The sequence below is a fragment of the Streptomyces sp. NPDC044003 genome, assembly GCF_056435185.1.
In genome coordinates this window covers 126,297-150,734 of sequence record NZ_JBWKFA010000011.1, presented here as the reverse complement: position 1 = coordinate 150,734, position 24,438 = coordinate 126,297, and the positions used below count along the sequence as shown (strand labels likewise).

Genomic DNA, 24,438 nt, shown 5'->3' with positions numbered 1-24,438 from the left:
ACAGCACACACGAGGTATCACCATGCATGCCTTCACGAACCGCACCACCCGCAAGATCGCCCTCGCCGGGGCCCTCTCCGCAGCCGGACTGCTCCTCACCGCCTGTGGCACCGACGACGGCATGAGCGGAATGGACCACGGCGGTACGTCCGCCACGTCCACCGCGTCCGCCTCCGCTCCCGCCGCCCCCGGCGCCGACTCGGCCCCCGGCGACTTCAGCGACGCGGACGTCATGTTCGCGCAGATGATGATCCCCCACCACGAGCAGGCCCTGGAGATGGCGAAACTCGCGGACGGCCGGGCCGAGGACCCCGAGGTCAAGAAGCTGGTCGCCGCGATCGAGCAGGCCCAGGACCCGGAGATCCAGAAGATGAAGGCCTGGCTGAAGGGCTGGGGCAAGCCCGAGTCCGCAGGGCACGGCTCCGGACACGGCATGGCCGGGATGATGTCCGACCAGGACATGAAGGACCTGGCCGCCGTCAAGGGCAAGGCCTTCGACCGCAAGTTCGCCGAGCTGATGATCGCGCACCACGAAGGCGCCGTCGCCATGGCGAAGGACGAGCAGCAGAGCGGCCGCAACGCCACGGCCAAGAAGCTCGCCGACGACGTCGTACGGACCCAGTCCGCCGAGGTCGCCCAGCTGCGGAAGATCCTCGACCGGCTCTGAGCCGGATCTGAGCCGGATCTCCCGTCTCCCCGGCCACGCGTGCGCGTGCCTCACGGGCGGCTCGTCCCTTCCCGGGACGGGCCGCCCCCGCCGCCGTACCCGCGTGCCTCCAGCACCCCCGTACGTTCCGCACCCCCGTACGTTCCGCACCCCCGTGCCTTGCGTACCCGCGTCCCGCCCGTACCGGCATGCCTCCCGTACCCGCATGCCTCCCGTACCCGCGCCCCGCCCGTACCCCCGTACCTCCCGAACCCCTGGCGAAAGAACGATGAAGACGTACTTCTCCGGCCGCCCGGCCACCACCCTCGGCGCCGCCCTCGCCGCCGCCCTCGCTCTGACCCTGGCCGGCTGCTCCTCCGGGGACCCGGCCGACGACTCCGCCGGTTCCGGGTCGGCGCTCAGCCACATCCACGGCCTCGGGATGCGCGGCGACACCCTCTACGTCGCCACCCACCAGGGCCTCCACAGCCCGGACGCCGACGGCCGGCCGGTCCTGGTCGGCGACCGCCGCGACGACTTCATGGGGTTCACCGTCACCGCGAAGGGCGACTTCCTCGCCAGCGGGCACCCTGCACCCGGCGGCGATGGGCCCGCCGACCTCGGGCTCATCGCGTCGACGGACTCCGGCCGCACCTGGCGCGAGCAGTCCCTCGCGGGGAAGGTCGACTTCCACGCGCTCGACACCGCGGCCGACTCCACCGTCTACGGCCTGGACAGCGCGAACGGCCTGTTGCGGGTCAGCACCGACGGCGTGACCTGGGACGACCGCGCCGCCCTTCGCGCCCTCGACATCGCCGTCTCCCCCGCCGCCCCCGGCACCGTCCTGGCCACCACCGAGACCGGCGTGGTCCGCTCCACGGACGGCGGCCGGAGCTTCGCCCCGGCCTCCGAGCGGGTCCTCGCGTACGTGTCGTGGGCCGCCCCCGACGCCCTCTTCGGCGTCGACCCGGACGGCGTCCTCTACCGCGGGACGGACGGGGGCGCCGCCTGGACCCGGGTCGCCCCCGTGCCGGGCGGTGCCCCGCAGGCGCTCACCGCCGTGGACGCCCGCCGACTGCTCGTCGCCACCCAGGACGGGGTGTACGAGTCACGCGACGCGGGCCGCACCTTCGAGCGCCGCCTCTCGGTGGAATCCGGGAACGGCGGCCACTGACCGGCCCCGGCGGCCTACGATCCCGGGATGATCACCACAGCGGTCAACGGAGTGATGTTCGACTTCTCGTGCACCCTTCTGCACATCGAACCGGTGGAGGAGTGGGCCGCGGCCGTTGTCGGCCCGAGGGGCGGCCCGGTGCCGGGCACGGAGTCCTTCGACGACCTCGTCGGGCGGCTCACGCGGTACGGGGCGCTGCCCGGCGGCGCCGAGCCGGAGCGGGTGCCCGGCCATCTGGAGCGGCTCTGGGACGAGCGGGACCTGTCTCCGGAGAGTCACCGCGCCGCGTACACCGGGCTCACCCGGGAGGCCGGGCTCACCGACCCCGGGCTCGTGACGGCGCTGTACGAGCGGCACATGAGCCCGGCGGCCTGGCAGCCGTACCCGGACACCGGCGCCACGCTGCGCGCCCTGCGCAGCCGTGGCGTACCGGTGGTCGTGGTGAGCAACATCGGCTGGGACCTCCGTCCGGTGTTCCGGGCCCACGGGTTCGACGAGCTCGTCGACGGCTATGTGCTCTCGTACGAGGTGGGGGCCCAGAAGCCCGATCCGGCGATCTTCCGGGCCGGCTGCGAGCTCCTGGGGGTCGCGCCGCCCGAGGTGCTCATGGTCGGTGACAACCGGACGGCCGACGGGGGTGCGCGGGCGCTCGGGTGCCCGGTGCACTTCGTCGACCCGCTGCCCGTCGACCGGCGGCCGTCCGCCCTGGCCCCGGTCCTGGAGCGGATCGCCGGCTGAGCGCCGACCCGGATCCTGGAACAGGCACCCGCCCGAGCGGCGAACCCGATCCCGAAACCGGCACCCGCCCCAGCGGCGACCCCGATCCCGGAACAGGAACCCGCCCGAGCGACAGCCCGGATCCCCCGCGACCCGAAACCGGCACCCGCCCGAACGGCAGCCCCGATCCCCCGCGACCCAAAACCGGCACCCGCCCGAGCGTGCGAGGGTCCGTCACGCTCCCGGTCGGCGGTCCACGACCACCTCGCCGCCGACCACCACCGTCTCCGCCACCGTCCCCGGGATCTCCTCGGGGACGATGCGCAGGATGTCGCGGGAGAGGACGACGAAGTCGGCCAGCTTGCCCACCGTCAGCGAGCCCCGCTCGTGCTCCAGGAAGTTCGCGTGGGCCGAGCCCATCGTGTAGCCCTCGACGGCGGTCGCGACGTCGATCGTCTCGCCCGCCGTCCAGGCCTCGCCGCCGCCGGGCGGGCGGCGGGTGACGGCGGCGTGGATGCCGACCATCGGGTCCATCTCGGCGACGTTCCAGTCGCTGGAGAGGGCGAGGACCGCACCGGCCGCGTGCAGGCTGCGGAGCGGCCAGGCCTTGTGCCAGCGCTCCGGGCCGACGTTCTCGGCCCAGTCCTGGCCGGGTCCCGCGATGTCGGGGGCGGCGTGCCGGGGCTGCATGCAGGCGACGACGCCGAGCTCGGCGAAGCGCGGGGTGTCGGCCGGGTCGAGGCACTCGACGTGGACGACCTGGTGGCGGGCGTCGCGCGGCCCGTTGACGGCGCGGGCCCGCTCGACGGCGTCGAGGACGGTGCGGATGCCCCGGTCGCCGGTCGCGTGGACGAAGCACTGGAAGCCTCGTGCGTCGAGCCGGGTGAGGAGCTCGGCGAACTCCTCGGGCGGGTAGAAGGTGTCGCCGCGGTGGTGGGAGCAGCCGGCGTACGGCTCCAGGAGGGCGGCGGTGCGGGGTTCGACGACGTCGTCGATGTACAGCTTGAGCGGGCCGACCCGCAGCCGGTCGTCGGCGTACGCGTCGGCCGCCGTCTCGAAGGCGTCCAGGTCCTCCTCGGTGGTGCCGCGGGGGTGGAAGAGCGCGGCGACGATCCGGGAGCGCAGCCGGCCCTCGTCGCGGGCGCGCTCGAAGAGGGCGAGGTCGTCGAGGGAGTTCTGCGGTTCGACGACGGTGGTGATGCCGTAGCCGATGGCGTCGTCCAGGCTCTTGGCGAGCCGTCCGTACTGCCGGTCGATCGAGGCCCAGGGGAGGCCGAGCTCGCGCAGGGCGCGGTGGCCGTCGCGGGAGAGGCCCCTGACGGCGAAGTCCTTGACGAAGCCGGTGGGCTCGCCGGTGGCGGGGTCGGTGACGGCCCGTCCGAAGGGCAGCTCGGTGTGGTCGCGGTCGACGCCGAGCCGGCGGAGGGCGGCGGTGTTGAGCCAGGCGGTGTGGACGTCGTAGCTGAGGACGAGGGCGGGGGTGTCTCCGGTGGCCGGGTCGAGGTCGGCGGCGGTGGGCATCCGCCCGTCCGGGATCGCGGAGTAGTCGAAGGCCTCGGCCTCGATCCACCGGGCGTCCGGGTGGGCCTCGTGCCAGCCGCGGATGCGTGCGTGGATCTCGTCGAGGGTGCGGGCGCCGGCGAGCTGGACGCAGGCGTCGTCGGAGCCGAGGCGGACGTGGTTGTGGGCGTCGACGAAGCCGGGCAGGACGAGCCGCCCGCCGGCGTCGAGGATCCGGGTGTCGGCGCCCGTCCACTCGGCGGCCTCGGCGTCGGGGCCGACCCAGACGATGCGGCCGGCGCGGACGGCGAGCGCCTGGGCCTCGGGGAGCGCCGGGTCGACGGTGTGGATGCGGGCCCCGGTGAGGACGAGGTCGGCGGGGGCGGTGCGGTTCATGGGGCGGGACTCCGTGTCGTACGAGGGAAGTCGGGGCGGTTACTTGACGGGGGCAACGGTGCGGCGGGCGAGGAGCACGTACACCAGGGCGGAGACGACCGCGCCGAGGAGCGTGAGGTCCGCGCCGCCGAGCGGGGCGACGAGGGGGCCGGTCCACAGCTCGGAGTCGCAGGTGAGCGCGGAGAAGACGAGGCCGGCGAGGAGTGCGGTGATGCCGGCCGGGTGCCAGCCGGAGCGGTACCAGTAGGCGCCGCCCGTGTCCGCGTGCAGGCCGGCGGAGTCGTAGGTGCAGCGGCGGAGCACCATGTCGGCGAGGAAGACGCCGCCCCAGGGCGCGAAGACGATGATCAGGAGGGAGAGGAAGGAGAGGAGGGAGGTGGTGAAGTCGGTGAGGAAGAGGGCGCCGAGGGAGCCGACGGCGGTGACGGCGGCGCTGATGACGATGGCCCGGGCCCGGCTCCAGGGGATGCCGAGGACCTGGAGGTTCAGGCTCGACGAGTAGAGCGTGATGATCGAGTTGGTGACGGAGCCGCCGAGTACGAGGGCGAGGAAGAGGGGCTGGAACCAGCCGGGGAGGAGGCTCTCGGTGCCCGCGACGGCGTCGGTCATGTCGACCTGGGTCGCGGCGGCCACGCCGGCGACACCGAGGGCGACGGAGGAGACGAAGCCGCCGAGGGCGCCGCTCCAGGTCACGGCCTTGAGGCTGGTGGTGCGGGGCAGATAGCGGGTGTAGTCGGCGGGCATGGGGAGGTACGAGAAGGGGCCCGCGAGCATGACGACGAAGGCGAGGCTCCAGCCGGAGGCGCCGGGCGCGGCGGCGGGGGCGGAGGTGTCGGCGCCGGGCAGGACGAGGGCGACGAGGGCGGCGAAGCCGGCGGCGAGGACGTACGCCATCCAGCGTTCGGCGAACTGGACGGTGGCGTGGCCCCAGAGGGCGACGGCGAAGGTCAGCGCGAGGGTGACGGCGAGCGCGAGCGCGCGGGCGGCGTGGCCGCCGTTCCAGCCGAGGTCGACGAAGAAGGCTTCGAGGGCGAGGGTGCCCACGACGGTGTTGATGATGGTGTAGCCGATGCTGACGATCCAGTTCAGCAGTCCGGCGGGCCAGTTGCCGCGGCGGCCGAAGGCCGCGCGGGAGATGACGAGGGTGGCGGTGCCGGTGCGCACGCCGCTGAGTCCGGCCGCGCCGATGGCGAGGAAGGAGAGGCCGCCGAGCACGACGACGGCGGTGGCCTGCCAGAAGGAGAGCCCGAAGGCGACGGCGAGGGCGCCGTTGATGACGTAGGTGAAGGTCAGGTTCGAGCCGAACCAGAGCCAGAAGACGTCCTTGGCGCCACCGTGCCGTTCTGCGTCGGGGATGGGGTCGATGCCGTGCTCCTCGACCTGGAAGACCTCGTCGGTCGCTGTCCGGCCCGTGGTCACGGGCGCCGTCTCGTGTTCGAGCACACCGCACTCCTGTCTTGAATGCCGTTCTAAGTTTTAGAACGGCATTCAAGATGTGCGATGGGTTCAGGCCACGTCAAGACCTGGGAAGGTTGCGGTTAAGGTCGAACCCGCAGGCGGAGGACAGAGCGGAACGGCAGGACGGGGACGGCGGCGGTGGCAGGCGCGGCACGACGGCGGGACGGACACGTCACCCAGGAACGGATGCTGGAGGAGGCCATGGCGGCGATCGCCGAGGACGGCCTCGCCTCCCTCACCATGTCGGCGCTCGCCGAGCGGCTCGGCACCAGCGGCGGCCACATCCTGTACTACTTCGGCAGCAAGGACCTGCTGCTGCTCGCCGCCCTCCGGTGGAGCGAGGCCGCGCTCGCCGAGGAGCGGCGCGCGCTGCTCGCCCGCCGGATCACGGCCGAGCGCAAGCTCGACCTCTTCCTCCGGCTCTATCTCCCGCGCGGCCCGCGCGATCCGCGCTGGACCCTGTGGATCGAGCTCTGGGCCCGCACCCCCGGCAACACCGCGCTCCGCGAGGCGCAGGCCGAACTGGACACGGGCTGGCAGGAGGACCTGGAGGCCCTGCTCACGGCGGGCGTGGCGCGCCGGCGTTTCGCCCCGCTGGACACCGCCGCCCGCGCCTCCGAACTCCTGGCTCTGCTCGACGGGTTGAGCACCCGCGTGGTGCTGGGCCAGGAGCCGGTGCGGGACCCCCGGCCCGCCCTGGAGGCCGCCCGCTCGGCGGCGCGCGCTCTGATCCCCCTCAACACCAAGGAGAGCGAAGGGGATTGACGGGGCCTCAGCCCCGGTGGGCCTCCGGTCTCAGCCCCGGTACGCCTCCAGGAGCCGCAGCCACGCCTCGCTCAGCGTCGGGTACGCGGGGACGGCGTGCCACAGGCGGGCGATCGGCACCTCGCCCGCGACGGCGACCGTCGCCGAGTGGAGGAGCTCCCCGATGCCGGGGCCCACGAAGGCGGCGCCGAGGACCACTTCCCGGTCGAGGTCCACGACCATCCGGGCGTGCCCCCGGTACCCCTGCGCGTAGAGACCGGCCCCCGCGACCTGCTTCATGTCGAGGTCCACGGCCCGGACCCGGTACCCGGCACGCTCCGCCGCGGCCAGCGTGAGGCCGACGGAGGCCGCCTCGGGGTCGCTGAACACGACCTGCGGCACGGCCGCGTGGTCGGCGGTGGCCACGTGCGCGCCCCACCGCCCGGTGTCCAGGGAGTCGCCGCCGTGCGCGCGGGCGGCGATCGCGGCGCCCGCGATCCGGGCCTGGTACTTGCCCTGGTGGGTCATGAGCGCGCGGTGGTTGACGTCGCCGACGGCGTAGAGCCAGTCGCTCCCGTCGACCCGGAGGCTGTCGTCGACGTCGAGCCAGGTGCCCGGTGTCAGACCGACCGTCTCCAGGCCGATGTCCTCGGTGCGCGGCTTGCGGCCGGTCGCGAACAGCACCTCGTCCCCCTCGACGTGGTCGCCGCCCTCCAGGACCACGGTGACCGGGCCGGTGCCCCCGTCGCGTACCACCGCGCTCACCGAGACGCCGGTACGGACGTCCGCGCCGCGCGTGGTGAGCGCCGCGGCCACGTACTCACCGAGGAACGGCTCCATGCGCGGCAGCAGCCCCCCGCCCCGTACGAGCAGGGTCACCTTCGCGCCGAGGGCCTGCCAGGCGGTGGCCATCTCCACGCCCACCACTCCCCCGCCGACCACGACGAGCCGCTCGGGCACCCGGTCGGAGCTGGTCGCCTCACGGCTGGTCCAGGGGTGCGCCGCGGGCAGTCCCGGCAGTTCGGGGAGGAGGGGGCGGGTGCCGGTGCAGACGGCGACCGCGTGCCGGGCGGTCAGCACATGACGCTCGCCCTCGGGGCCCGTGACCTCGACCCGGCGGGGCCCGTGGAGCCTGCCGTGGCCGCGGAAGACCCGCACGCCGATCGAGTCGAGCCAGTCGACCTGGCCCTCGTCCTTCCAGTGGCCGACGACCCTGTCCCGGTGGGCGAAGACCTCCATGGCGTCCAGTGGACCGTAGACCGACTCGCGCAGCCCCGCGACCTTCCGGGCGTCCGAGCGGGCGATCGCCGGGCGGAGCAGCGCCTTGCTGGGCATGCACGCCCAGTACGAGCACTCGCCGCCGATCAGCTCGCTCTCGACGATCGCCGCGGTGAGGCCGCCGGCCCGCACCCGGTCGACGACGTTCTCTCCGACCGGGCCCGCACCGATCACCACGACGTCGTAGCTGTGCTCGTCTTCCACCGTTCGCGTCATGGGTCCCAGTCTGGTGGCAGCGGTGCGGAATAGCGCGGCTCGATACGCCGTTGTGCCGGGCGAGTCCCCAGGGGACCGTGAGGACCACGCCAGGAGACCCGAAAGGTAGGCAGTATGAGCACCGTAGAGCTCACCAAGGACAACTTCGACGAGATCGTGAGCGGGAACGGATTCGTGCTCATCGATTTCTGGGCTTCGTGGTGCGGTCCCTGCCGTCAGTTCGGCCCGGTCTTCGAGGCGGCGTCCGAGCGGCACCAGGACCTGGTCTTCGCGAAGGTGGACACCGAGGCGCAGCAGGAGCTGGCCGCGGCGTTCGAGATCCGCTCGATCCCGACGCTGATGATCGTCCGTGACAACGTGGCCGTGTTCGCGCAGCCGGGCGCGCTGCCGGAGAACGCCCTGGAGGACGTCATCGGGCAGGCGCGCAAGCTGGACATGGACGAGGTGCGCAAGTCCATCGAGGACGCGCAGGCCAAGTGATCCACCGCGAAGGGGGTACGGGACAGCTTCCCGTACCCCCCTCGCGTGTCGTCGGACAGGCCCTAGCGTTCCAGGACCAGGGCGAGGCCCTGGCCGACGCCGATGCAGAGGGCCGCGAGGCCCGTGCCGGAGCCCGCCGCCGCGAGCTGGTGGGCCACCGAGCCGGCCAGTCGGGCGCCGGACGCGCCCAGCGGGTGACCGATCGCGACCGCTCCGCCGCGAGGATTCACGATCTCGGGGTCGAGTTCCGGCCATTCCGCGAGGCAGCCGAGCGACTGGGCCGCGAAGGCCTCGTTGAGCTCGAAGGTCGTGAGGTCGGCGAAGGAACGCCCGGCCTTCTGCAGGGCCCTCCGGACCGCCTCGACGGGGCCGAGGCCGAAGAGCTGGGGCTCGATCCCGGTGACGGCGGAGGTACGGATCCGGGCGAGCGGCTCGCGGCCGGTCTCGCGCAGTCCGTCCTCGTCGACGAGGAGCAGGGCGGCGGCGCCGTCGTTGAGCGGCGAGGAGTTGCCCGGGGTGACGGTGCCGCCCTCGGGACGGAAGGCGGGCTTGAGCTTGGCGAGGGCCTCCATGGACGTGGTGTCGCGGATGCACTCGTCGCGGCCGAGCTCCACCCCGGGGTACGGGACGACCTCGTCGTCGTAGAGACCCTTGGCCCAGGCCTCGGCCGCCTTGCGGTGGCTCGCGAGCGCGAAGGCGTCCTGCTGCTCGCGGGTGATGCCGTGCTTGTCGGCGACGAGCTCCGCGCCCTCGCCCAGCGCGACCGTCCACTCGGCGGGCATCCTCGGGTTCGTCATGCGCCAGCCGAGGGTCGTGGAGTGGAGCTGCTGGTGGCCGGCGGGGAAGGCCCGCTCGGGCTTCTGCAGCACCCAGGGGGCGCGGGACATCGACTCGACGCCGCCCGCGATGGCCACGGACGCGTCGCCGAGGGCGATGGCGCGGGCGGCCTGGATGACGGCTTCGAGGCCGGAGCCGCAGAGGCGGTTGACGGTGACGCCGGGGACGGTGACGGGCAGTCCGGCGAGGAGGACGGCCATCCGCGCGACGTCGCGGTTGTCCTCGCCCGCGCCGTTGGCGTCGCCGAAGTAGACGTCGTCCACGCGCGCGGGGTCGAGCGCGGGCGAGCGGTCGACGAGCGCGCGGACCACGTGGGCCGCGAGGTCGTCGGGGCGTACGGAGGCGAGGGCGCCTCCGAACTTCCCGATCGGGGTGCGGACGGCGTCGACGATGTAGACGTCGCGGATGCTCATCGGTTCTCTCCCACGTGACCTTCGTACCTTCGGAACGACGACGCTGTTCGCCTGGTGAAACAATCTTCGCCGCATTGCGCGCGCAGAGTCTCCGTCCGACGGCCCGCCATGTCAACGGGCCGCTTCGGGACACCGGGGAGGGACGGGAGGGTCAGTGGGGCGCGGAGGGGCGGACCAGGGCCGTGAGGCCGTAGTCGAGCTCGCGGCCGTCGACGAGCAGCGCCTCGACCGTGAGCGTCTCGGTGTCGATGTCGGCGCGGATGCCGTGGCCCTCGTAGATCGGGTAGCCCGTCTCGCCGTGCCGCCCGGTGGCCTCGACGACGGCCGAGCGGACGGCGCTGTCCGCGACGGTGGCGCCGCCGCGGTCCTCGACGTGCTCGGGCACCAGCAGGATCTCGAACCGCTTCGGAACGTTGCTCATGCACCGAAGCTAAGCGCTCGGCAGGAGCCTCGCCCACCCTGGGGCCTCGCCCGCCCTAGGCCCTCGCCCGCCCGAGAGCCTCGCCAGCCCGAGTGCCTCGCCCGCCCGAGGGCCTCGCCCGCCCGAGCCGGGCTCTCGGACCGACTCCCGCCGGACGACGTCCCGGGCGCCGGGCCGCCCTCAGCTGGACTCCCTCCGGACGATCCGTGAGTCGAGGAGGTCGCGGGAGAGGGGTGCGGCGTCCGGTTCGCGGACGGCGCGGTCGACCAGCTCGGCCAGCTCGCGGCCGCCGACCATGTCGATCCGCACGGTGCTGAGCCGGGGCCGCAGCAGCCGGCCGAGGAGCAGGTCGTCGGCGCCGATGACGGCGGTGTCCTCGGGCACGGAGATCCCGGCGTCCTGGAGCGAGCGCATCAGGAGCATGGCGTACTCGTCGTTGTACGCGAAGACGCCGTCGAGCCCGAGCTCGCGCCACCGCGCGGCGAGCGCGTCCGCCGACTCCTCCTCGTACCGCAGCGGCAGGGGTACGACGGTGGCGCCGGCGCCCTCGGCCGCGCGGCGGGCGCCCTCCAGGCGGGGCCCGGAGAACATGCCGAGGCCCGGCTCCTCGGGTACGACGACGCCGATCCGGCGCCGGCCGGTCTCCAGGAGATGTTCGGCGGCCACCTCGCCGATCCGCCCCTGGTCCATGACGAGCGCGTGGGTGCCCTCGACGCGCTGGGTGCCGAGGGTGATCACGGCCCGGGCCCCGGAGCGCTTGAGGATCTCGACGCCCTGCCCGGTGAGCTCGACCTCGCCGAGGGAGACCACGGCCACCGGCCGCAGCTCGGCCCAGGCGCGGGCGGCCTCCTCGGCCTCCAGGCCCACGCTGCCGTACTGCACGACCGTGTAGTCGAGGCGGCGCAGGGCCCACTGGAAGTCGTTGAAGAACTGGCTGTACAGCGGCCCGACGGGGACGTGGGAGCTCGGGAGCAGCACCATGCGGCTGTGGCCCGCGCGCAGGCTGCGGGCGGCGGCGTGCGGGACGTAGCCCAGTTCCTCGGCCGCCTCGCGCACGCGCTGCCGGGTGGGCTCGCTGATGCGGACGGCCGAGGTGTTGTTCAGGACGTACGAGACGGTGGCCCGGGAGACGCCCGCGAGGCGCGCGACGTCGGCGCTGGTCGGGACCGCGCGCCCGGTGGGGCGTTCGGGGGACTGTTCGGTTGGCTGGCTCATCGATCCGGCATCTTTCCAGAACAATCCGGCCCGGGGTCTGGCGGATGGCCGGATTTGAGTGCTACACAATGCTCACACGCGTCACTGACACGTGTCACCTCCCTCGTTCCATCCGCTTCTCGCCCCCGCATCGGGCGATCTCCTCAGGAGGGCACAGTGGCCCTTTCCTCCCCCGGGACCGGCTCCGAGACGGGCGCCGCCGGCACCGACACCGCCGCCGGCTCCCCCACGGCCTCCCGGCCGACGCGCGGCCTGCTGCCCCTGCTGCTCGCCGGCAACACGGCGATGTACGCGCTGTACATCGGCGTCCCCGGCATGCTCCTCGCGCTCCAGATCGAGGCCATCGACCCCGCCGACAAGGTGGCGAACTTCGGCCTCGTCTCCGGCATATCCGCGATCTTCGCCACCGTCTTCAACCCCGTCGCGGGCGCCCTCTCGGACCGCTCCGGCCGCCGCAACCCGTGGATCCTCGCCGGAGGCCTGCTCGCCCTCCCCGTGATGCTGCTCCTCGGCAGCGTCCACACGATCCTGCTGGTCACCATCGCCTGGTGTCTGGGCCAGGCCGTCATGAACATCTACCAGGCGGCCATCACCTCCGTGGTCCCCGACCGGATCCCCACGGCCGCGCGCGGCAAGGCCTCGGCCGCCGTCGGTCTCGGCCTCCCCATCGGCTCCACGATCGGCGCCCTCCTCGGCGCGGCCTTCTCCGAGCACTACCGCACCGGCTACCTCGTCTTCGGCGCGATCGTCGCCGCCACCGCCGTGCTGTTCACCACCTGCGCCCGTGAGGAGCGCATGCCCCCGAAGGCACCGCTGCCGGTCAAGGAGCAGATCGCGGCCTTCGGCAGCGCCCTCAAGGACCACGACTTCCGCTGGGCCTTCATCGGCCGCGCCCTGCTCGTGCTCGGTTACTTCGCCGTGGCCGGCTTCCAGCTGTACATCCTCAAGGACCACACCGAGCTGCCCGCCGGACTGAGCGCCGAGGAGGCCGTGGCGATCCTGATGCCGGTCAACTCGGTCGCCATGGTGGTCTCCACCGTCCTCGGCGGCTGGCTCTCGGACCGCTTCGACCGCCGCAAGCTCTTCGTCGGCGCGTCCGCCGCGCTCGCCGCCGTCGCGCTGCTCATCCCGGCCCTCTCCACCAGCTGGACCGCGATGCTGGCCTTCTCCGTCGTCAACGGCCTCGGCTTCGGCTGCTACATGGCCGTCGACACCGCCCTGGTGACCATGGTGCTGCCCAAGGCCGAGGACGCGGCCCGTGACATGGGCGTCCTCAACGTCGCCAACGCCGGCCCGCAGATCGTCGCCCCCTTCGTGGCCTCGCTCATCGTGTCGCTGAGTGGCGGATACACGGCGCTCTTCGTGGTCGCGGCCGTACTGTCGGTACTCGGCGCGCTGGCCGTGCGCCCCATCCGCAGCGTGCGCTGACCGACGTCGGCCACGCCCCGTCCCGCGGCGGGCGCCGACCCCCGTCGGCGCCCGCCGAGCACCGCAGGAAAGGCGGCGCCGTGCGCCTGCACACCACCACGTGGGGATCCGGTGACCGGACGGCCCTGCTCGTCCACGGCCTCATGGCCGACCACCGCACCTGGCGCCGGGTCGGTCCGGCGCTCGCGGAGCGCGGCTACCGGGTGATCGCCGTGGACCTGCGGGGGCACGGGGCGAGCGAGCGGGCCGCGGGCCCGGAGGCGTACCGCCCGGCGGACCACGCCGACGACCTCGTCGAATCCCTGCCCGTCGGGGCCGAGTTGGCGATCGGGCACTCGCTCGGCGGGCTCGTCCTCGCCCAGGCGGTGGAGCGCCTCGCACCGGCCCGCGCGGTGTACTCCGACCCGGCCTGGCATCTGGCGGCCGGCCCGTGCGGCTACCGGGCCGAGCTCTTCGTCCGGGGCAAGTCGATGACCCGGGAGCAGATCCAGGGCTTCAACCCGCAGTGGCCGGACGAGGACGTGGACGTCGAGATGGCGTCGGTACGGGACTGGGACGAGCGGACGGCCCATGGCCTCACGCCGTTCGTGGGCGCCGACTTGTGGCCGGTCCGGCCCGTGGTGCCCTCCCTCGTCACCCTCGCCGATCCGAGCACGCTGGTCCGGCCGGAGCACGCCCGGATGCTGACGGAGCGCGGATTCGAGCTCCGTACGGTGAAGGGGGCGGGGCACACCGTCCACCGGGACGAGTTCGACGGGTTCATGTCCGCCCTGGACGGCTGGATCTGACGTACCGTTCAGGCATGGACGACGCGTCGATGCACAGCTCGATGGTGGGACTGCTCGGCCGGGTGACCGGCACCGTCGGCCCCGGCCTCGTCGGCGAGGTGATCGTCCGGATCCGCGGTGGGGCCGAGCACTTCCTCGCGTATCCCGCCTCGCCTAAGGAGCGGATCGAGGTCGGAACGGTGGTGATGGTCATGGAACATCTCCCTCCACGCACCGTCTATGTCACAGCCGCGTACGACAGTTGACCGAACCGTTGAGTGTGCGCCCGTCACGGGCGCACACTCCCTTCACCGGATCCGCACGGCTCCGGTGAAGGGGGACCTTGTCCATGGGCATCGGCATTCTGGCGGGAGTCGTCGTCGGCGCTCTCGCCGTTCTGATCGGTGTGTTCAAGATGATGTGGCGCGTCGCGGAACCCAACGAGGCGCTGATCATCTCCGGTTCCAACCACAAGAACGAGGGCCTCGGCGACGGCATGGGGTTCCGTATCGTCACCGGTCGCGGGACCCTCGTGCTCCCCGGCGTCCAGGCGGTACGGAAGCTGTCGCTGGACCTCAACGAGACACAGTTGTCGGTGGAGTGCGTGACGCACCAGGGCATTCCGCTGAAGGTCCGCGGTGTGGTGATCTTCAAGGTCGGTGACGACTTCGTGTCGATCGCCAACGCGGCCCGCCGCTTCCTCGACCAGCAGAAGCTGATGTCGGAGCGGGTGCACATCGTCTTCGCCGGTCATCTCCGCGCCATCGTCGGCGGGTTGACGGTCGAGGACATGATCCGTGACCGGGAGAAGCTGACCGGGCAGGCGCGGTCGGCCTGTGGCACGGAGATGGAGAAGCTCGGTCTGATCGTCGACTCGCTGCAGATCCACGAGATCGAGGACCCGACCGGGTACATCAAGAACCTGGCCGCCCCGCACGCGGCCGCCGTCCAGCGGGACGCGCGGATCGCGCAGGCGGAGGCGAACCGGCGGGCGACCGAGGCCGAGCAGCAGGCCGCGGCACGCATGTCGGAGGCGACCCGCGACAGCGAGATCCTCCAGGCGGGCTACCAGGCCGAGCGGGACCAGGCCTCCGCCCGGGCCCGGCAGGCCGGCCCGCTGGCCGACGCCGCCTCGCGGCAGGAGGTCGTCGTCCAGGAGACCCGGGTCGCCGAGCTGGAGGGTCACCGCAAGGAGCAGCAGCTCCAGGCGGAGGTCCGCAAGCCGGCCGACGCCATGGCGTACGAGACCCGGACGCTGGCCGCGGCCGAGCGTGACGCCCGGATCTCGGCCGCCGAGGCCGAGGCGAAGGAGACGGAGCTGGCGAGCGCGGCCAAGGCGACGGCGACCCGGCTCACCGGTGAGGCGGAGGCGGCGGCGCAGCACGCCAAGGGTCTCGCGATCGCGGAGGCCACGCGCGCGAAGGGTCTGGCGGAGGCCGAGGCGATCAAGGCGCGGGCGGCGGCGCTCGCGGAGAACCAGGAGGCCGTGGTCGCCCAGCAGCTGGCCGAGAAGTGGCCGGAGATCGTTTCGGCGGGTGCCTCCGCCTTCGGGAACGTCGACCAGATGGTGCTGCTCAACGGCGCCGACGGCATGGCGGACGTGTTCGCCAAGGCCCTGACCATGGGCGGGACGGGCCTTGGGCTGGCCCGCCAGCTGCTGGCCACGATGAGCCCGGCGACGCAGGAGAAGCCGGCCGGGGCGGTTCTGCCGGTCCAGCGCTCCGAGGAGATCGTGGAGATCCCGGTGGGCGACGAGAAGTAGTGAGGGGGACGCGACGAACGGGCCCGGTGCCGTCCATGGCGCCGGGCCCGTCCGTGCGATCCCGTGGACCGTGCGTGGCCTCGGTCATGGCCTCGGTCAGGCCTAGTTGTGGCCGAACCTGCGCTCCTTGCGGTGGGACGCGTGTTCGACGAGGGGCGTCGGCGCCACGTCTCTCGTGGGGGTCGGCGCGCTCTTCTCCTTCGCGGCCGCCTCGGTGCGGTGCTCATGGCCGCCGGTACGGGCTCCCCGGTTCGTCCGGGTCTGTTTCTTGCCCACGATCGTGCCTCCCGTGACGGGTGTCGGACGATGGTCCGTATGCCCTCAGCCTGGCACGGGGGCGGGAGACCCGCACGTCAGAGCGGGTTCGCGAGGACCCGCTCGAACGCGGCGAGCGTCGGGGTGCCGGACGCTCGGTCCAGGACGGCGAAGACGATCTCCTCGAAGTGGCCGGCGAAGCGGCCTTCGCCGGTGAGGAGAGCCTTGAAGGTGCCCGCGACATCCGCCGGGTCGTTCCGGAAGACGCCGCAGCCCCAGGCGCCGAGGACGAGCCGTCGGTAGCCGGCCGCGGCGGCCGTCTCCAGGACGCGCTCGGCGCGGGAGGCGAGGGCGGCGGGCAGCCGGTGGGCGAGCTCGGGGGTGTTGCGGCGGACGGCGCCCGCGTTGGGTGCGGGCGAGGTGAGGAAGCCGACCGTGAAGGGCTCGGCGAGCAGGGCGCCCCGGTCGTCGCGGAAGACAGGGACTCCCGGCGAGTGGATGACCCGGTCGGTGTAGAGGGCGTCCCTCCGGGCCCGGTGGTGGTCGTAGTAGTCGGGGGCGCGCAGCAGGGTGGCGTGGAGGGCGGAGGCCCGGCAGAGGGCCTCCTCCTGGGCCTGGGCGCCGTTGAGGTAGCCGCCGCCCGGGTTGCGGGCCGAGGCGAAGTTCAGGACGGCGACCGGGCGGGTGGTGTCGGCCGTGGTCATCCGGCGGGCCGCCGCGAGGCTGCTCTCGGGGGTGACGGTGAGGGTGGGCGTGCGGTCGGTGTCCGGGGTGACCGGGACGGGGGCGGGGCCGTGGAGGCGGGTTCCGGCCAGGGCCGCGGCCAGGTCTTCGGCGAGGGAGACGGTCCGGCCGTCGGGGGCCCGGTAGTGGCCCGCCGCGACGATCTCCTCGGTCCGCCGCGCGATCTCGCGCAGTCGTGCACTCATGTCTCCCAGCATGATCGTTTCGCATGCGTGGGAACAAAGGGTTTTCCGGGGCTGCGGGGAATTTCGGACGAGCAGGGGCGCAGGGGGCGCATGCGGGCCCTGCGGGGCGCTCTTGCACGCCGCCCTGTGGTGGCTTTAGGTGGAAGCAGCAGCTCGACCCCGAGGACCAGGAGGTGCACGGATGTCGCCGAGCGGCATACCGCGTGGCGGGCCCCCTCTCACCGAGGCGGAGGCGGAGGACCTGCTGCGATGTATCTGCTTCAAGACCGGTCCGCCCCGCACGGTGGGGGTGGAGCTGGAGTGGCTCGTGCACGAGCTGCGCGACCCCCGTCTTCCCGTACGGCCGCCGAGGCTGGCGGCCGCGCTGGACACCGTACGGGCCCTGCCTCTGGTGTCGGCGCTCACGTTCGAACCCGGCGGGCAGCTGGAGCTCAGCTCGCGCCCGGCCGGCTCCCTCATGGAGTGCCTCGACTCGCTCGCCGCCGACCTGGCCGCGGTGCGGGCGGCGCTCGGGCCGCTCGGCCTGACCCTCAGCGGATACGGGGTGGATCCCTGGCACGCGCCGCGTGACCGGGTGCTGCACGAGCCGCGGTACGACGCGATGGAGACCGCGCTCGACCGGACCGGGCCGGCCGGGCGGGCGATGATGTGCGACTCGGCATCGGTGCAGATCTGCCTCGACGCGGGCCTGGAGGAGCCGGGTCCGCTCGGCTACCACCGGCGCTGGCGGCTCGCCCACCTCCTCGGCGCGGTGCTCGTGGCCGCCTTCGCGAACTCCCCGGTGCACGGCGGGCGCCGCACCGGCTGGCGCTCGACGCGGCAGGCGCTGTGGACGGATCTCGACCCGCGGCGGGCGCTCGCGCCGCCGCCGGACGGGGAGCCGCGCGCGGAGTGGGCGGCGCACGTCCTGGACACTCCGGTGATGTGCGTACGGGCCGAGGAGGGCCCGTGGGCGGTGCCGGAGGGGCTGACGTTCCGGGAGTGGCTGCGGACAGGTCTCCCCCGTCCGGCCGACGCCGACGATCTGCGCTATCACATGACGACCCTGTTCCCGCCGGTGCGGCCGCGGGGTCATCTGGAGCTGCGGATGGTGGACGCGCAACCGGGCTCGGACGGCTGGATGGTGCCGGTGGCGGTGACGACGGCCGTGTTCGACGACCCGGAGGCGGCCGAGACCGTGTACCGGGCGGTGAAACCCCTCGCGGAGCAGGCGGGTTCCGGCCCCGCCCCGCGCAATCCGCTCTGGCTGGCGGCGGCCCGTGACGGTCTCGCCGATCCCGAGCTGCACGCCGCCGCCCGTGCGGTGTTCTCCGCCGCGCTCGACGCGCTGCCCCGGATCGGGGCGAGCGAGGAGGTGCGGCGGGCGGTCGCCGCCTACCACGAGCGGTACGTGATCCCCGGGAGCTGCCCGGCCGACATCCTCCAGGTGGTGACGTCATGACCGCGACCGAGACCGGGGCCGACCCCGAGGCCTTGCGGCGGCGGGCCCTCGACGCCCTCACCGTCGCGCGGGACCGCACCGCGCTCCTCACCTCCTGCGTGGAGGACTCCGAACTCACCGCGCAGCACTCGCCGTTGATGTCCCCGCTGGTCTGGGACCTGGCGCACATCGGCAACCAGGAGGAGCAGTGGCTGTGGCGGGCCGTCGCGGGGCGCGAGGCGCTGCGGCCCGAGATCGATTCGCTGTACGACGCGTTCCAGCACCCGCGCGCCTCCCGCCCGTCGCTGCCGCTGCTCTCGCCGGGCGAGGCCCGTGGCTACGCGGCGGACGTCCGGCTCCGGGTCCTCGACGTGCTGGAACGGACCCCGCTGGAGGGGCGGCCACTGGTCGACGCGGGCTTCGCGTTCGGCATGATCGCCCAGCACGAACAGCAGCACGACGAGACCATGCTGATCACCCATCAGCTGCGGAAGGGACCGGCGGCCCTGACCGCTCCCCCGCCGCCGGTGCTGCGGTCCGGTCCGCTTCCCCCCGAAGTCCTCGTCCCCGGCGGCCCGTTCACCATGGGGACCTCGGAGGAGCCGTGGGCCCTGGACAACGAGCGCCCCGCGCACGCCCGCGTCGTCCCCGCCTTCCACATCGACACGACGCCCGTCACGAACGGCGCCTATCTCGCCTTCATCGCCGACGGCGGCTACACCGACCGCCGCTGGTGGCGGCCGGAGGGCTGGGCGCAGATCCGGGAGCACGGCATCGGGGCCCCGTTGTTCTGGCGCCGTGACGGCGGCCAGTGGCTGCGCCGCCGCTTCGGGGTGACGGAGCAGGTGCCCGAGGAGGAGCCGGTCCTGCACGTCAGCTGGTACGAGGCGGACGCGTACGCCCGCTGGGCCGGGCGCCGCCTCCCGACCGAGGCGGAGTGGGAGAAGGCGGCCCGGTACGACCCGGTCTCCGGGCGCTCCCGCCGCTACCCGTGGGGCGACGCCGATCCGGGTCCGGAGCACGCGAACCTCGGGCAGCGGCACCTGCGGCCCGCGCCGGCGGGCAGCTACCCCGCGGGGGCCTCACCCCTCGGCGTACGGCAGCTGATCGGTGACGTGTGGGAGTGGACGGCGAGCGACTTCCTGCCGTACCCGGGGTTCACGGCCTTTCCGTACAAGGAGTACTCGGAGGTGTTCTTCGGTCCGGAGCACAAGGTGCTGCGGGGCGGTTCGTTCGCGGTGGACCCGGTCGCCTGCCGGGGCACCTTCCGCAACTGGGACCTGCCGGTGCGGCGCCAGATCTTCTCCGGCTTCCGGACGGCGCGGACCGCGGAGCTGGACTGATGTGCCGTCATCTGGCGTACGTGGGCGGGCCGGTGGCGCTGGGAGAGCTGCTCGTCCGGCCGCCGCACGCCCTGCTGCGCCAGTCCTGGGAGCCCCGTACGCAGGACAGCGGCGTGGTGAACGCGGACGGCTTCGGCGTCGGCTGGTACGCCGAGGGGGATCCCGTGCCGGCGCGGTACCGGCGGGCCGGCCCGATCTGGGGCGACCTGTCCTTCGCGGACCTCGCCCGTGTCGTGCGCTCCGGGGCGTTCCTCGGGGCGGTCCGGGGGGCCACACTGCCGGGCGCCGACGGGGAGGCCGCGGCGGCGCCGTTCACCGCCGGGCCCTGGCTGTTCAGTCACAACGGCGCGGTCGGGGGCTGGCCGGACTCGCTCGCGGCGCTCGCCGGGGGGCTGCCGGCCGGGGAGCTGCTGCGCCTGGAGGCGCGCACCGACTCGGCGCTGCTGTGGGCGCTCGTGCTGCACCGGCTGCGGGCCGGGGACGAGCCGGGGGCGGCGCTCGCCGACACCGTGCGGGAGGTCGCGGCCGCGGCCCCCGATTCCCGGCTGAATCTGCTGCTCACCGACGGCGAGCGGATCGCCGCGACCGCCTGGCGGAACAGCCTCTGGTACCTGTCGGGCCCCGGCCGGGTGGTCGTGGCCTCCGAACCGTACGACGACGATCCGCGCTGGCGGGAGGTGCCCGAGTACACGCTCGTCACCGCCGACCGCGCCGATGTCACCCTCACCCCGCTCAAGGAGCCGTCCGCGTGAGCCCGTTCCAGCTGACCCGCACCCTCGCCGCGGACGCCGCCGGCGCCGATCTCCGCGCCGACGTCCTCCACGGTCTGACCCGCTCCCCCAAGGAGCTGCCGCCCAAGTGGTTCTACGACGCCCGGGGCAGCGTGCTCTTCGAGGAGATCACCCGGCTGCCCGAGTACTACCCCACGCGTGCGGAACGGGAGATCCTGGTCGCGCGGGCGCCGGAGATCGCCGCCGCGACCGGGGCCCGGACGCTGGTGGAGCTGGGTTCCGGCTCCTCCGAGAAGACGCGGTTCCTGATCGACGCGCTCCTTCCGGGTCTGGACGCGTACGTGCCGGTGGACGTGAGCGAGTCCGCGCTCGTCGGTGCGGCCGAATCGCTGCTCGCCGACCGACCGGACCTGTGGGTGCACGCGCTCGTCGCCGACTTCACCCGGGGCCTCGCGCTGCCGGGGACGCCGGGCCCGCGTCTGGTGGCCTTCCTCGGGGGCACGATCGGCAATCTGCTCCCCGCCGAGCGGCGCACCTTCCTGCGCTCGGTCCGTGCCATGCTCACGCCGGGCGACGCGCTGCTGCTCGGCACGGACCTCGTGAAGGACGAGGCCGCGCTCGTGGCGGCCTACGACGACGCGGCCGGGGTGACGGCCGAGTTCAACAAGAACGTGCTGCTGGTGATCGACCGTGAGCTGGGCGCGGACGCCGATCCGGCCGCCTTCGACCACGTGGCGGTCTGGGACGCCGAGCAGGAGTGGATCGAGATGCGGCTGCGCGCCCGCCGCGCGCTGACCGTGAAGATCCCCGAGCTGGATCTCGTGGTGCCGTTCGCGGCGGGCGAGGAGATGCGGACGGAGGTGTCGGCGAAGTTCCGTCAGGCCGGTGTACGGAAGGAGCTGGCGGCCGCGGACCTGGAGCTGGCCCGCTGGTGGACGGACGGAGAGGGCAGGTTCGCACTGTCCCTGGCGACGGCTCGCTGAGCCGCGGCGGCCAGGGCACGGCGGTCCGTATACCGAATACTGGATATCGGATCCAGTATTCGAATATCGGCGACCATCCGCCGTGCGCTGACGACCCGCCACAAGGACGCGCCCAGCGGATCGTCCCCGACGTACGCCGCGGCTCCGGTGGGCCGGTAGTCGATCCGTACCGGCTGCACGGCGCATCCACTGTCCAGGGCGGCCTGGAAGGCGGCCGGGCGGAAGCGCCCCCGGGCCCGCCCGCACCAGGTCGACCCCTCGGGGAAGACGATCACCCGGCCCCCGCCGGCGAGCACCCCGGACATCGCCCGTACGGCGCCGGGCAGGGCCCTGAGCCGGTCGCGGTCGATGAAGAGGGTGCCGCCGAGCGCGGCGAGCGTGCCGAGGAGGGGCCAGCGGCGGACCTCCGCCTTGGCCACCATCCGGCCGGGCAGCACGGCGGCGACGAGGGGGATGTCCAGCCAGGAGACGTGGTTGGCGACGACGAGCAGCGGGCCGTCGGCCGCGGCGGCCGTCCCCTCGTACCGCACGCGCACCCCGAAGGCGCGGACCACCGCCCGCAGCCAGCCGCGGACGAGGGCGAGCCGGGCGGCCGCCGGGAGCAGCCCGGCGGCCGGGGCGAGCAGGACGCCGACGAGGACGGCGCCGACCCCGGCGGTGAGCCGGGCCGCGGCGAGGACCGCACCGGCCCGTTCCCCCCGGTGGTCACGGCCGCCGGACCGGTGGGCGGCGCAGTGCCCCGGGGTGCAGGGCGCCGTGGGGAGCCACGGCGACAGGGCCGTGGACCCGTTCACCGCGCCGGGGCGAGCGAGAGGAAGTGGTTGAGGTAGCGCGGGTTGGTGCGGCGCAGCGAGAGCAGGACGTAGAGGTCGGCGGTGCCGAAGTCGGGGTCGTGCGCGGGGGCGCCGCAGACCCAGGCGCCGAGCCGCAGGTAGCCGCGGAGCAGCGGCGGGAGTTCGGTGCGGCCCTCGGGGCGGGTGATGCCGTCGGGGCTCCACAGCTTGTGCGGGGTGACCCAGTACTCCTCGGGGGCGAGGTGCTTGGCCTTGACGGTGTCCCAGGTGGCGGCGGCGAGGGTGCCGCCGTCGGCGAGCGGGATCGAGCAGCAGCCGGCGAGCCAGTTGTGGCCGGTGCGGGTCATGTAGCGGGCGAGGCCGGCCCAGATGAGGGCGATCACGGCGCCGTTGCGGTGGGCGGGGTGGACGCAGGAGCGGCCGACCTCCACCAGGTCGTGGCGGACGGGGGCGAGCCGGGTGAGGTCGAACTCGCTCTCGGAGTAGAGGCGTCCCGCGACGGCGGCCCGGTCGGGCGGCAGGATCCGGTAGGTGCCGACGATCTCGCCTGTGGTCTCCTCCCGTACCAGGAGGTGGTCGCAGTACGCGTCGAAGGCGTCGCCGTCGAGGCCGGGCTCGGGGCCGTCGAGCAGGGCGCCCATCTCACCGGCGAACACCTGGTGGCGCAGCCGCTGGGCGGCCCGTACGTCCTCCTGGTTCCGGGCGAGACCGACGAGGTACCGGGGCGTGGGCTGCTCGGCGGGGGTCCCGTCCTGCGCCGTGAGGTCGCGGGCCTGGGGCTGCGCGGGGACGGCCTGGGGCTGGGCGGGGACGGCCTGGGGCTGGGCGGGGACGGCGAGCGTGGGCGTCGGTGCGGACATGGCGGGCTCCTCCGGCGGACGGAAGGGGAAGGGGCGGGGCCGGGCCGCGTGAGCGGTGGCCCGGCTCCTTACTTCTTCCGTCGCCGGCTGGATTCGACATGACCGTCCGGGGGCTCGCGGGTGTGCGAACGCTGAAATGCTATTCGGCGAGGGTGTCCGTGATCGCGGTCGAGGCGATCTTCGCCGCCTTCACGGGGTCCTCGCCCTGGAGGACGGCCGTCATGTACGGCTTGATGGGGTTGTCGGCCTCGACGTCGGCCCACTGCGGGGAGTTGGGCGTGGCCCGGCCGCGCGCGGCGCCCTTCGCCATGACGGCGGTGGCCTCCTGTCCGGCGACGACGGAGGCGAGGCCCTTCTTGTTGGGCACGTAGCCCATGGCGCGGGCGAGTTCGGTCTGCCACTTCTCGCCGGCGAGCGCCTTGACGACCTCGAGGGCCGCGCCGCGCCGGGGCGCGTTCTCCGGGATGATGAGGTCGGAGCCGCCGGTGAAGACGGCGCAGGGGCGGCCGGCCTGCTTACCGGGTATCGGGAAGTAGCCGAGCTTGTCCTTGAGGTCCGGGTTGGCCTTGAGGATGGCGGCGACGGCGCTGGGCGTGGCGATGAGCTGGGCGACGTCGCCCTTGGCGAAGACGTCGGCCTGCGGCGGGGTCTGTTCGTCGGCGTTCTTCGGGCCGGAGCCGAGGGCCTGGAGCTCCTTGTAGAAGGCCATGCCGCGCTGGGCGGCCGGGCTGTCGAGCGCGCCGGACCACTGGCCGCCCTTGTCGACGGCGAGTTCGCCGCCCTCGTCCCAGATGAAGCCGGCGAGGGTGTACCAGTCCTGTCCGGCGAGGTAGATGCCCTGGGAGCCGTTCTTGTTGAGCTTCTCGGTGTCGTCGAGCCATGCGGCGCGGGTGGCCGGCGGCTTGTCGAGGCCGGCGTCCTCGAACAGCTCCTTGTTGTAGATGACGATGCGGTTGGCCGCGTACCAGGGGATGCCGTACTGGGCTCCGCCGATGCTGCCGGGCGCGGCGAGACCGGGCAGCCAGTCCTCGCTGCCGAGGTCGCGGACCGACTCCAGGGTGAGGTCGAACAGCTTGTCGGTGTCGGCGTACTGGGCGACCTGGGTGTTGCCGACCTCGATGATGTCGGGGCCGCCGGAGCCCTGGATCGCCTCGGTGACCTTCTTCCCGATGCCGGTCCACTCCTGGATGGTGAACTCGAGCTCGACCCCGTCGTGCTCCTTCTCGTACGCCTCGGTGAAGCGCGAGAGGAAGTCCTCGCTGACGCTGTCCCGCATGAGCCAGATGTTCACGGTCTTCGTCCCGCCGTCGCCGCCCGGCAGCATCCCGCAGCCCGCGAGGGCGAGCGCGGTGGCGGCGGCCAGGGGGCAGGCGAGATGGCGATTCTTCACGTAGGTCACCTTCTGCTCAGGTTCAGCACAGGGTCGTGCGCATGGGGGGCTGACCCGGCATGGGGGGACCGAACGGGGTGTTCGCGCGGGTATGTGGCCTGGATTCTGGTCTGGACCAACGGGATGGTCAAGTCCTTGACGATCCCGTTCCACCCCCCGGACGGACGGCCTGCTCCCGTTACCGTCGGTAGTCACTCGCGGGTCGCCCGGCCCCCTTCGTGTCGCGCGCCGACGCGCCCTGGGGCACCGTGGAGGGAACGCACCGAGAGGAGTTCGGCCCC

24 protein-coding genes are annotated in these 24,438 nt (G+C 73.4%); 13 read left to right on the top strand and 11 right to left on the bottom strand.

Annotated features, from left to right (window positions below; all coding sequences use genetic code 11):
- Positions 1-22: 22 nt before the first annotated feature.
- The 3 genes from AC07AW_RS33805 (at position 23) to AC07AW_RS33795 (ending at position 2,558) form a co-directional block, all read left to right on the top strand.
- Entirely contained in the window at positions 23-667 is a 645-nt protein-coding gene (locus AC07AW_RS33805; RefSeq protein WP_478819293.1) for a DUF305 domain-containing protein, read from the top strand.
- Positions 668-935: 268 nt separating this feature from the next.
- A complete protein-coding gene (locus tag AC07AW_RS33800) occupies positions 936-1,820 on the top strand; it encodes a F510_1955 family glycosylhydrolase (protein ID WP_478819292.1) in 885 nt (294 codons plus the stop codon).
- A gap of 27 nt (positions 1,821-1,847) precedes the next feature.
- On the top strand, positions 1,848-2,558 hold the full coding sequence (locus AC07AW_RS33795; protein WP_478819291.1) for an HAD family hydrolase: 711 nt from the start codon (positions 1,848-1,850) through the stop codon (positions 2,556-2,558).
- 213 nt (positions 2,559-2,771) lie between these two features.
- Here the strand turns inward: AC07AW_RS33795 and AC07AW_RS33790 are convergent, their stop codons facing one another.
- Together AC07AW_RS33790 and AC07AW_RS33785 are read right to left on the bottom strand one after the other, a co-directional pair.
- On the bottom strand, positions 2,772-4,433 hold the full coding sequence (locus AC07AW_RS33790; protein ID WP_478819290.1) for an amidohydrolase: 1,662 nt from the start codon (positions 4,431-4,433) through the stop codon (positions 2,772-2,774).
- A 39-nt stretch (positions 4,434-4,472) separates the two neighbouring features.
- Complete coding sequence (locus AC07AW_RS33785) at positions 4,473-5,876, bottom strand: purine-cytosine permease family protein (RefSeq protein ID WP_478819289.1); 1,404 nt, start codon at positions 5,874-5,876, stop codon at positions 4,473-4,475.
- 153 nt (positions 5,877-6,029) lie between these two features.
- Here AC07AW_RS33785 and AC07AW_RS33780 point away from each other — a divergent pair, with 153 nt between their 5' ends.
- A complete protein-coding gene (locus tag AC07AW_RS33780; RefSeq protein ID WP_478819288.1) occupies positions 6,030-6,656 on the top strand; it encodes a TetR/AcrR family transcriptional regulator in 627 nt (208 codons plus the stop codon).
- A 30-nt stretch (positions 6,657-6,686) separates the two neighbouring features.
- Here AC07AW_RS33780 and AC07AW_RS33775 read toward each other — a convergent pair whose 3' ends face one another.
- On the bottom strand, positions 6,687-8,129 hold the full coding sequence (locus AC07AW_RS33775; RefSeq protein WP_478819287.1) for a dihydrolipoyl dehydrogenase family protein: 1,443 nt from the start codon (positions 8,127-8,129) through the stop codon (positions 6,687-6,689).
- 114 nt (positions 8,130-8,243) lie between these two features.
- On the opposite strand from AC07AW_RS33775, the gene trxA reads away from it, so the two are divergent.
- Positions 8,244-8,609 (top strand): thioredoxin, encoded by a 366-nt coding sequence (gene trxA, locus AC07AW_RS33770; RefSeq protein ID WP_478819286.1) that lies wholly within the window; start codon positions 8,244-8,246, stop codon positions 8,607-8,609.
- A gap of 62 nt (positions 8,610-8,671) precedes the next feature.
- On the opposite strand, the gene AC07AW_RS33765 is transcribed toward trxA, so the two are convergent.
- The 3 genes from AC07AW_RS33765 to AC07AW_RS33755 all read right to left on the bottom strand — a co-directional run bounded on the left by AC07AW_RS33765 (position 8,672) and on the right by AC07AW_RS33755 (position 11,495).
- Positions 8,672-9,859 (bottom strand): thiolase family protein, encoded by a 1,188-nt coding sequence (locus tag AC07AW_RS33765; RefSeq protein WP_478819285.1) that lies wholly within the window; start codon positions 9,857-9,859, stop codon positions 8,672-8,674.
- A 151-nt stretch (positions 9,860-10,010) separates the two neighbouring features.
- The gene (locus AC07AW_RS33760) at positions 10,011-10,280 is read right to left on the bottom strand and encodes a hypothetical protein (protein ID WP_478819284.1); all 270 of its coding nucleotides are present in this window, start codon (positions 10,278-10,280) and stop codon (positions 10,011-10,013) included.
- A 180-nt stretch (positions 10,281-10,460) separates the two neighbouring features.
- Positions 10,461-11,495: a LacI family DNA-binding transcriptional regulator gene (locus tag AC07AW_RS33755; protein WP_478819283.1), complete on the bottom strand. Its 1,035-nt coding sequence runs from the start codon at positions 11,493-11,495 to the stop codon at positions 10,461-10,463.
- 156 nt (positions 11,496-11,651) lie between these two features.
- Between AC07AW_RS33755 and AC07AW_RS33750 the strand changes: the two genes are divergently transcribed.
- The 4 genes from AC07AW_RS33750 (at position 11,652) to AC07AW_RS33735 (ending at position 15,452) form a co-directional block, all read left to right on the top strand.
- Entirely contained in the window at positions 11,652-12,923 is a 1,272-nt protein-coding gene (locus AC07AW_RS33750) for an MFS transporter (protein WP_478819282.1), read from the top strand.
- An 80-nt stretch (positions 12,924-13,003) separates the two neighbouring features.
- Entirely contained in the window at positions 13,004-13,711 is a 708-nt protein-coding gene (locus tag AC07AW_RS33745) for an alpha/beta fold hydrolase (protein WP_478819281.1), read from the top strand.
- Between the two features lie 14 nt (positions 13,712-13,725).
- Positions 13,726-13,956, top strand: coding sequence for a hypothetical protein (locus tag AC07AW_RS33740; protein WP_478819280.1), 231 nt, complete (start codon positions 13,726-13,728; stop codon positions 13,954-13,956).
- 83 nt (positions 13,957-14,039) lie between these two features.
- Positions 14,040-15,452: a flotillin family protein gene (locus AC07AW_RS33735; protein ID WP_478819279.1), complete on the top strand. Its 1,413-nt coding sequence runs from the start codon at positions 14,040-14,042 to the stop codon at positions 15,450-15,452.
- A gap of 102 nt (positions 15,453-15,554) precedes the next feature.
- On the opposite strand, the gene AC07AW_RS33730 is transcribed toward AC07AW_RS33735, so the two are convergent.
- Complete coding sequence (locus AC07AW_RS33730) at positions 15,555-15,728, bottom strand: hypothetical protein (RefSeq protein ID WP_478819278.1); 174 nt, start codon at positions 15,726-15,728, stop codon at positions 15,555-15,557.
- Between the two features lie 77 nt (positions 15,729-15,805).
- Positions 15,806-16,636: a TIGR02452 family protein gene (locus AC07AW_RS33725; protein WP_478819277.1), complete on the bottom strand. Its 831-nt coding sequence runs from the start codon at positions 16,634-16,636 to the stop codon at positions 15,806-15,808.
- Between the two features lie 181 nt (positions 16,637-16,817).
- Between AC07AW_RS33725 and egtA the strand changes: the two genes are divergently transcribed.
- From egtA to egtD, 4 genes are read left to right on the top strand one after another with little or no spacing between them, the layout of a single operon-like run.
- The gene (gene egtA, locus AC07AW_RS33720) at positions 16,818-18,077 is read left to right on the top strand and encodes an ergothioneine biosynthesis glutamate--cysteine ligase EgtA (protein WP_478819276.1); all 1,260 of its coding nucleotides are present in this window, start codon (positions 16,818-16,820) and stop codon (positions 18,075-18,077) included.
- Positions 18,074-19,399 (top strand): ergothioneine biosynthesis protein EgtB, encoded by a 1,326-nt coding sequence (gene egtB, locus AC07AW_RS33715; RefSeq protein WP_478819275.1) that lies wholly within the window; start codon positions 18,074-18,076, stop codon positions 19,397-19,399. The genes egtA and egtB overlap by 4 nt, the downstream gene beginning before the upstream one ends.
- Complete coding sequence (gene egtC / locus AC07AW_RS33710; protein WP_478819274.1) at positions 19,399-20,151, top strand: ergothioneine biosynthesis protein EgtC; 753 nt, start codon at positions 19,399-19,401, stop codon at positions 20,149-20,151. Before egtB ends, egtC begins: the two co-directional genes overlap by 1 nt.
- Complete coding sequence (egtD, locus tag AC07AW_RS33705; protein ID WP_478819273.1) at positions 20,148-21,113, top strand: L-histidine N(alpha)-methyltransferase; 966 nt, start codon at positions 20,148-20,150, stop codon at positions 21,111-21,113. Before egtC ends, egtD begins: the two co-directional genes overlap by 4 nt.
- On the opposite strand, the gene AC07AW_RS33700 is transcribed toward egtD, so the two are convergent.
- The 3 genes from AC07AW_RS33700 to AC07AW_RS33690 form a co-directional block, all read right to left on the bottom strand.
- Positions 21,008-21,889, bottom strand: coding sequence for a lysophospholipid acyltransferase family protein (locus AC07AW_RS33700; protein ID WP_478819357.1), 882 nt, complete (start codon positions 21,887-21,889; stop codon positions 21,008-21,010). The two genes, egtD and AC07AW_RS33700, sit on opposite strands and share 106 nt — an antisense overlap.
- A gap of 14 nt (positions 21,890-21,903) precedes the next feature.
- On the bottom strand, positions 21,904-22,767 hold the full coding sequence (locus AC07AW_RS33695; protein ID WP_478819272.1) for a GNAT family N-acetyltransferase: 864 nt from the start codon (positions 22,765-22,767) through the stop codon (positions 21,904-21,906).
- A 139-nt stretch (positions 22,768-22,906) separates the two neighbouring features.
- Positions 22,907-24,157: an extracellular solute-binding protein gene (locus tag AC07AW_RS33690; RefSeq protein ID WP_478819271.1), complete on the bottom strand. Its 1,251-nt coding sequence runs from the start codon at positions 24,155-24,157 to the stop codon at positions 22,907-22,909.
- Between the last annotated feature and the right edge of the window lie 281 nt (positions 24,158-24,438).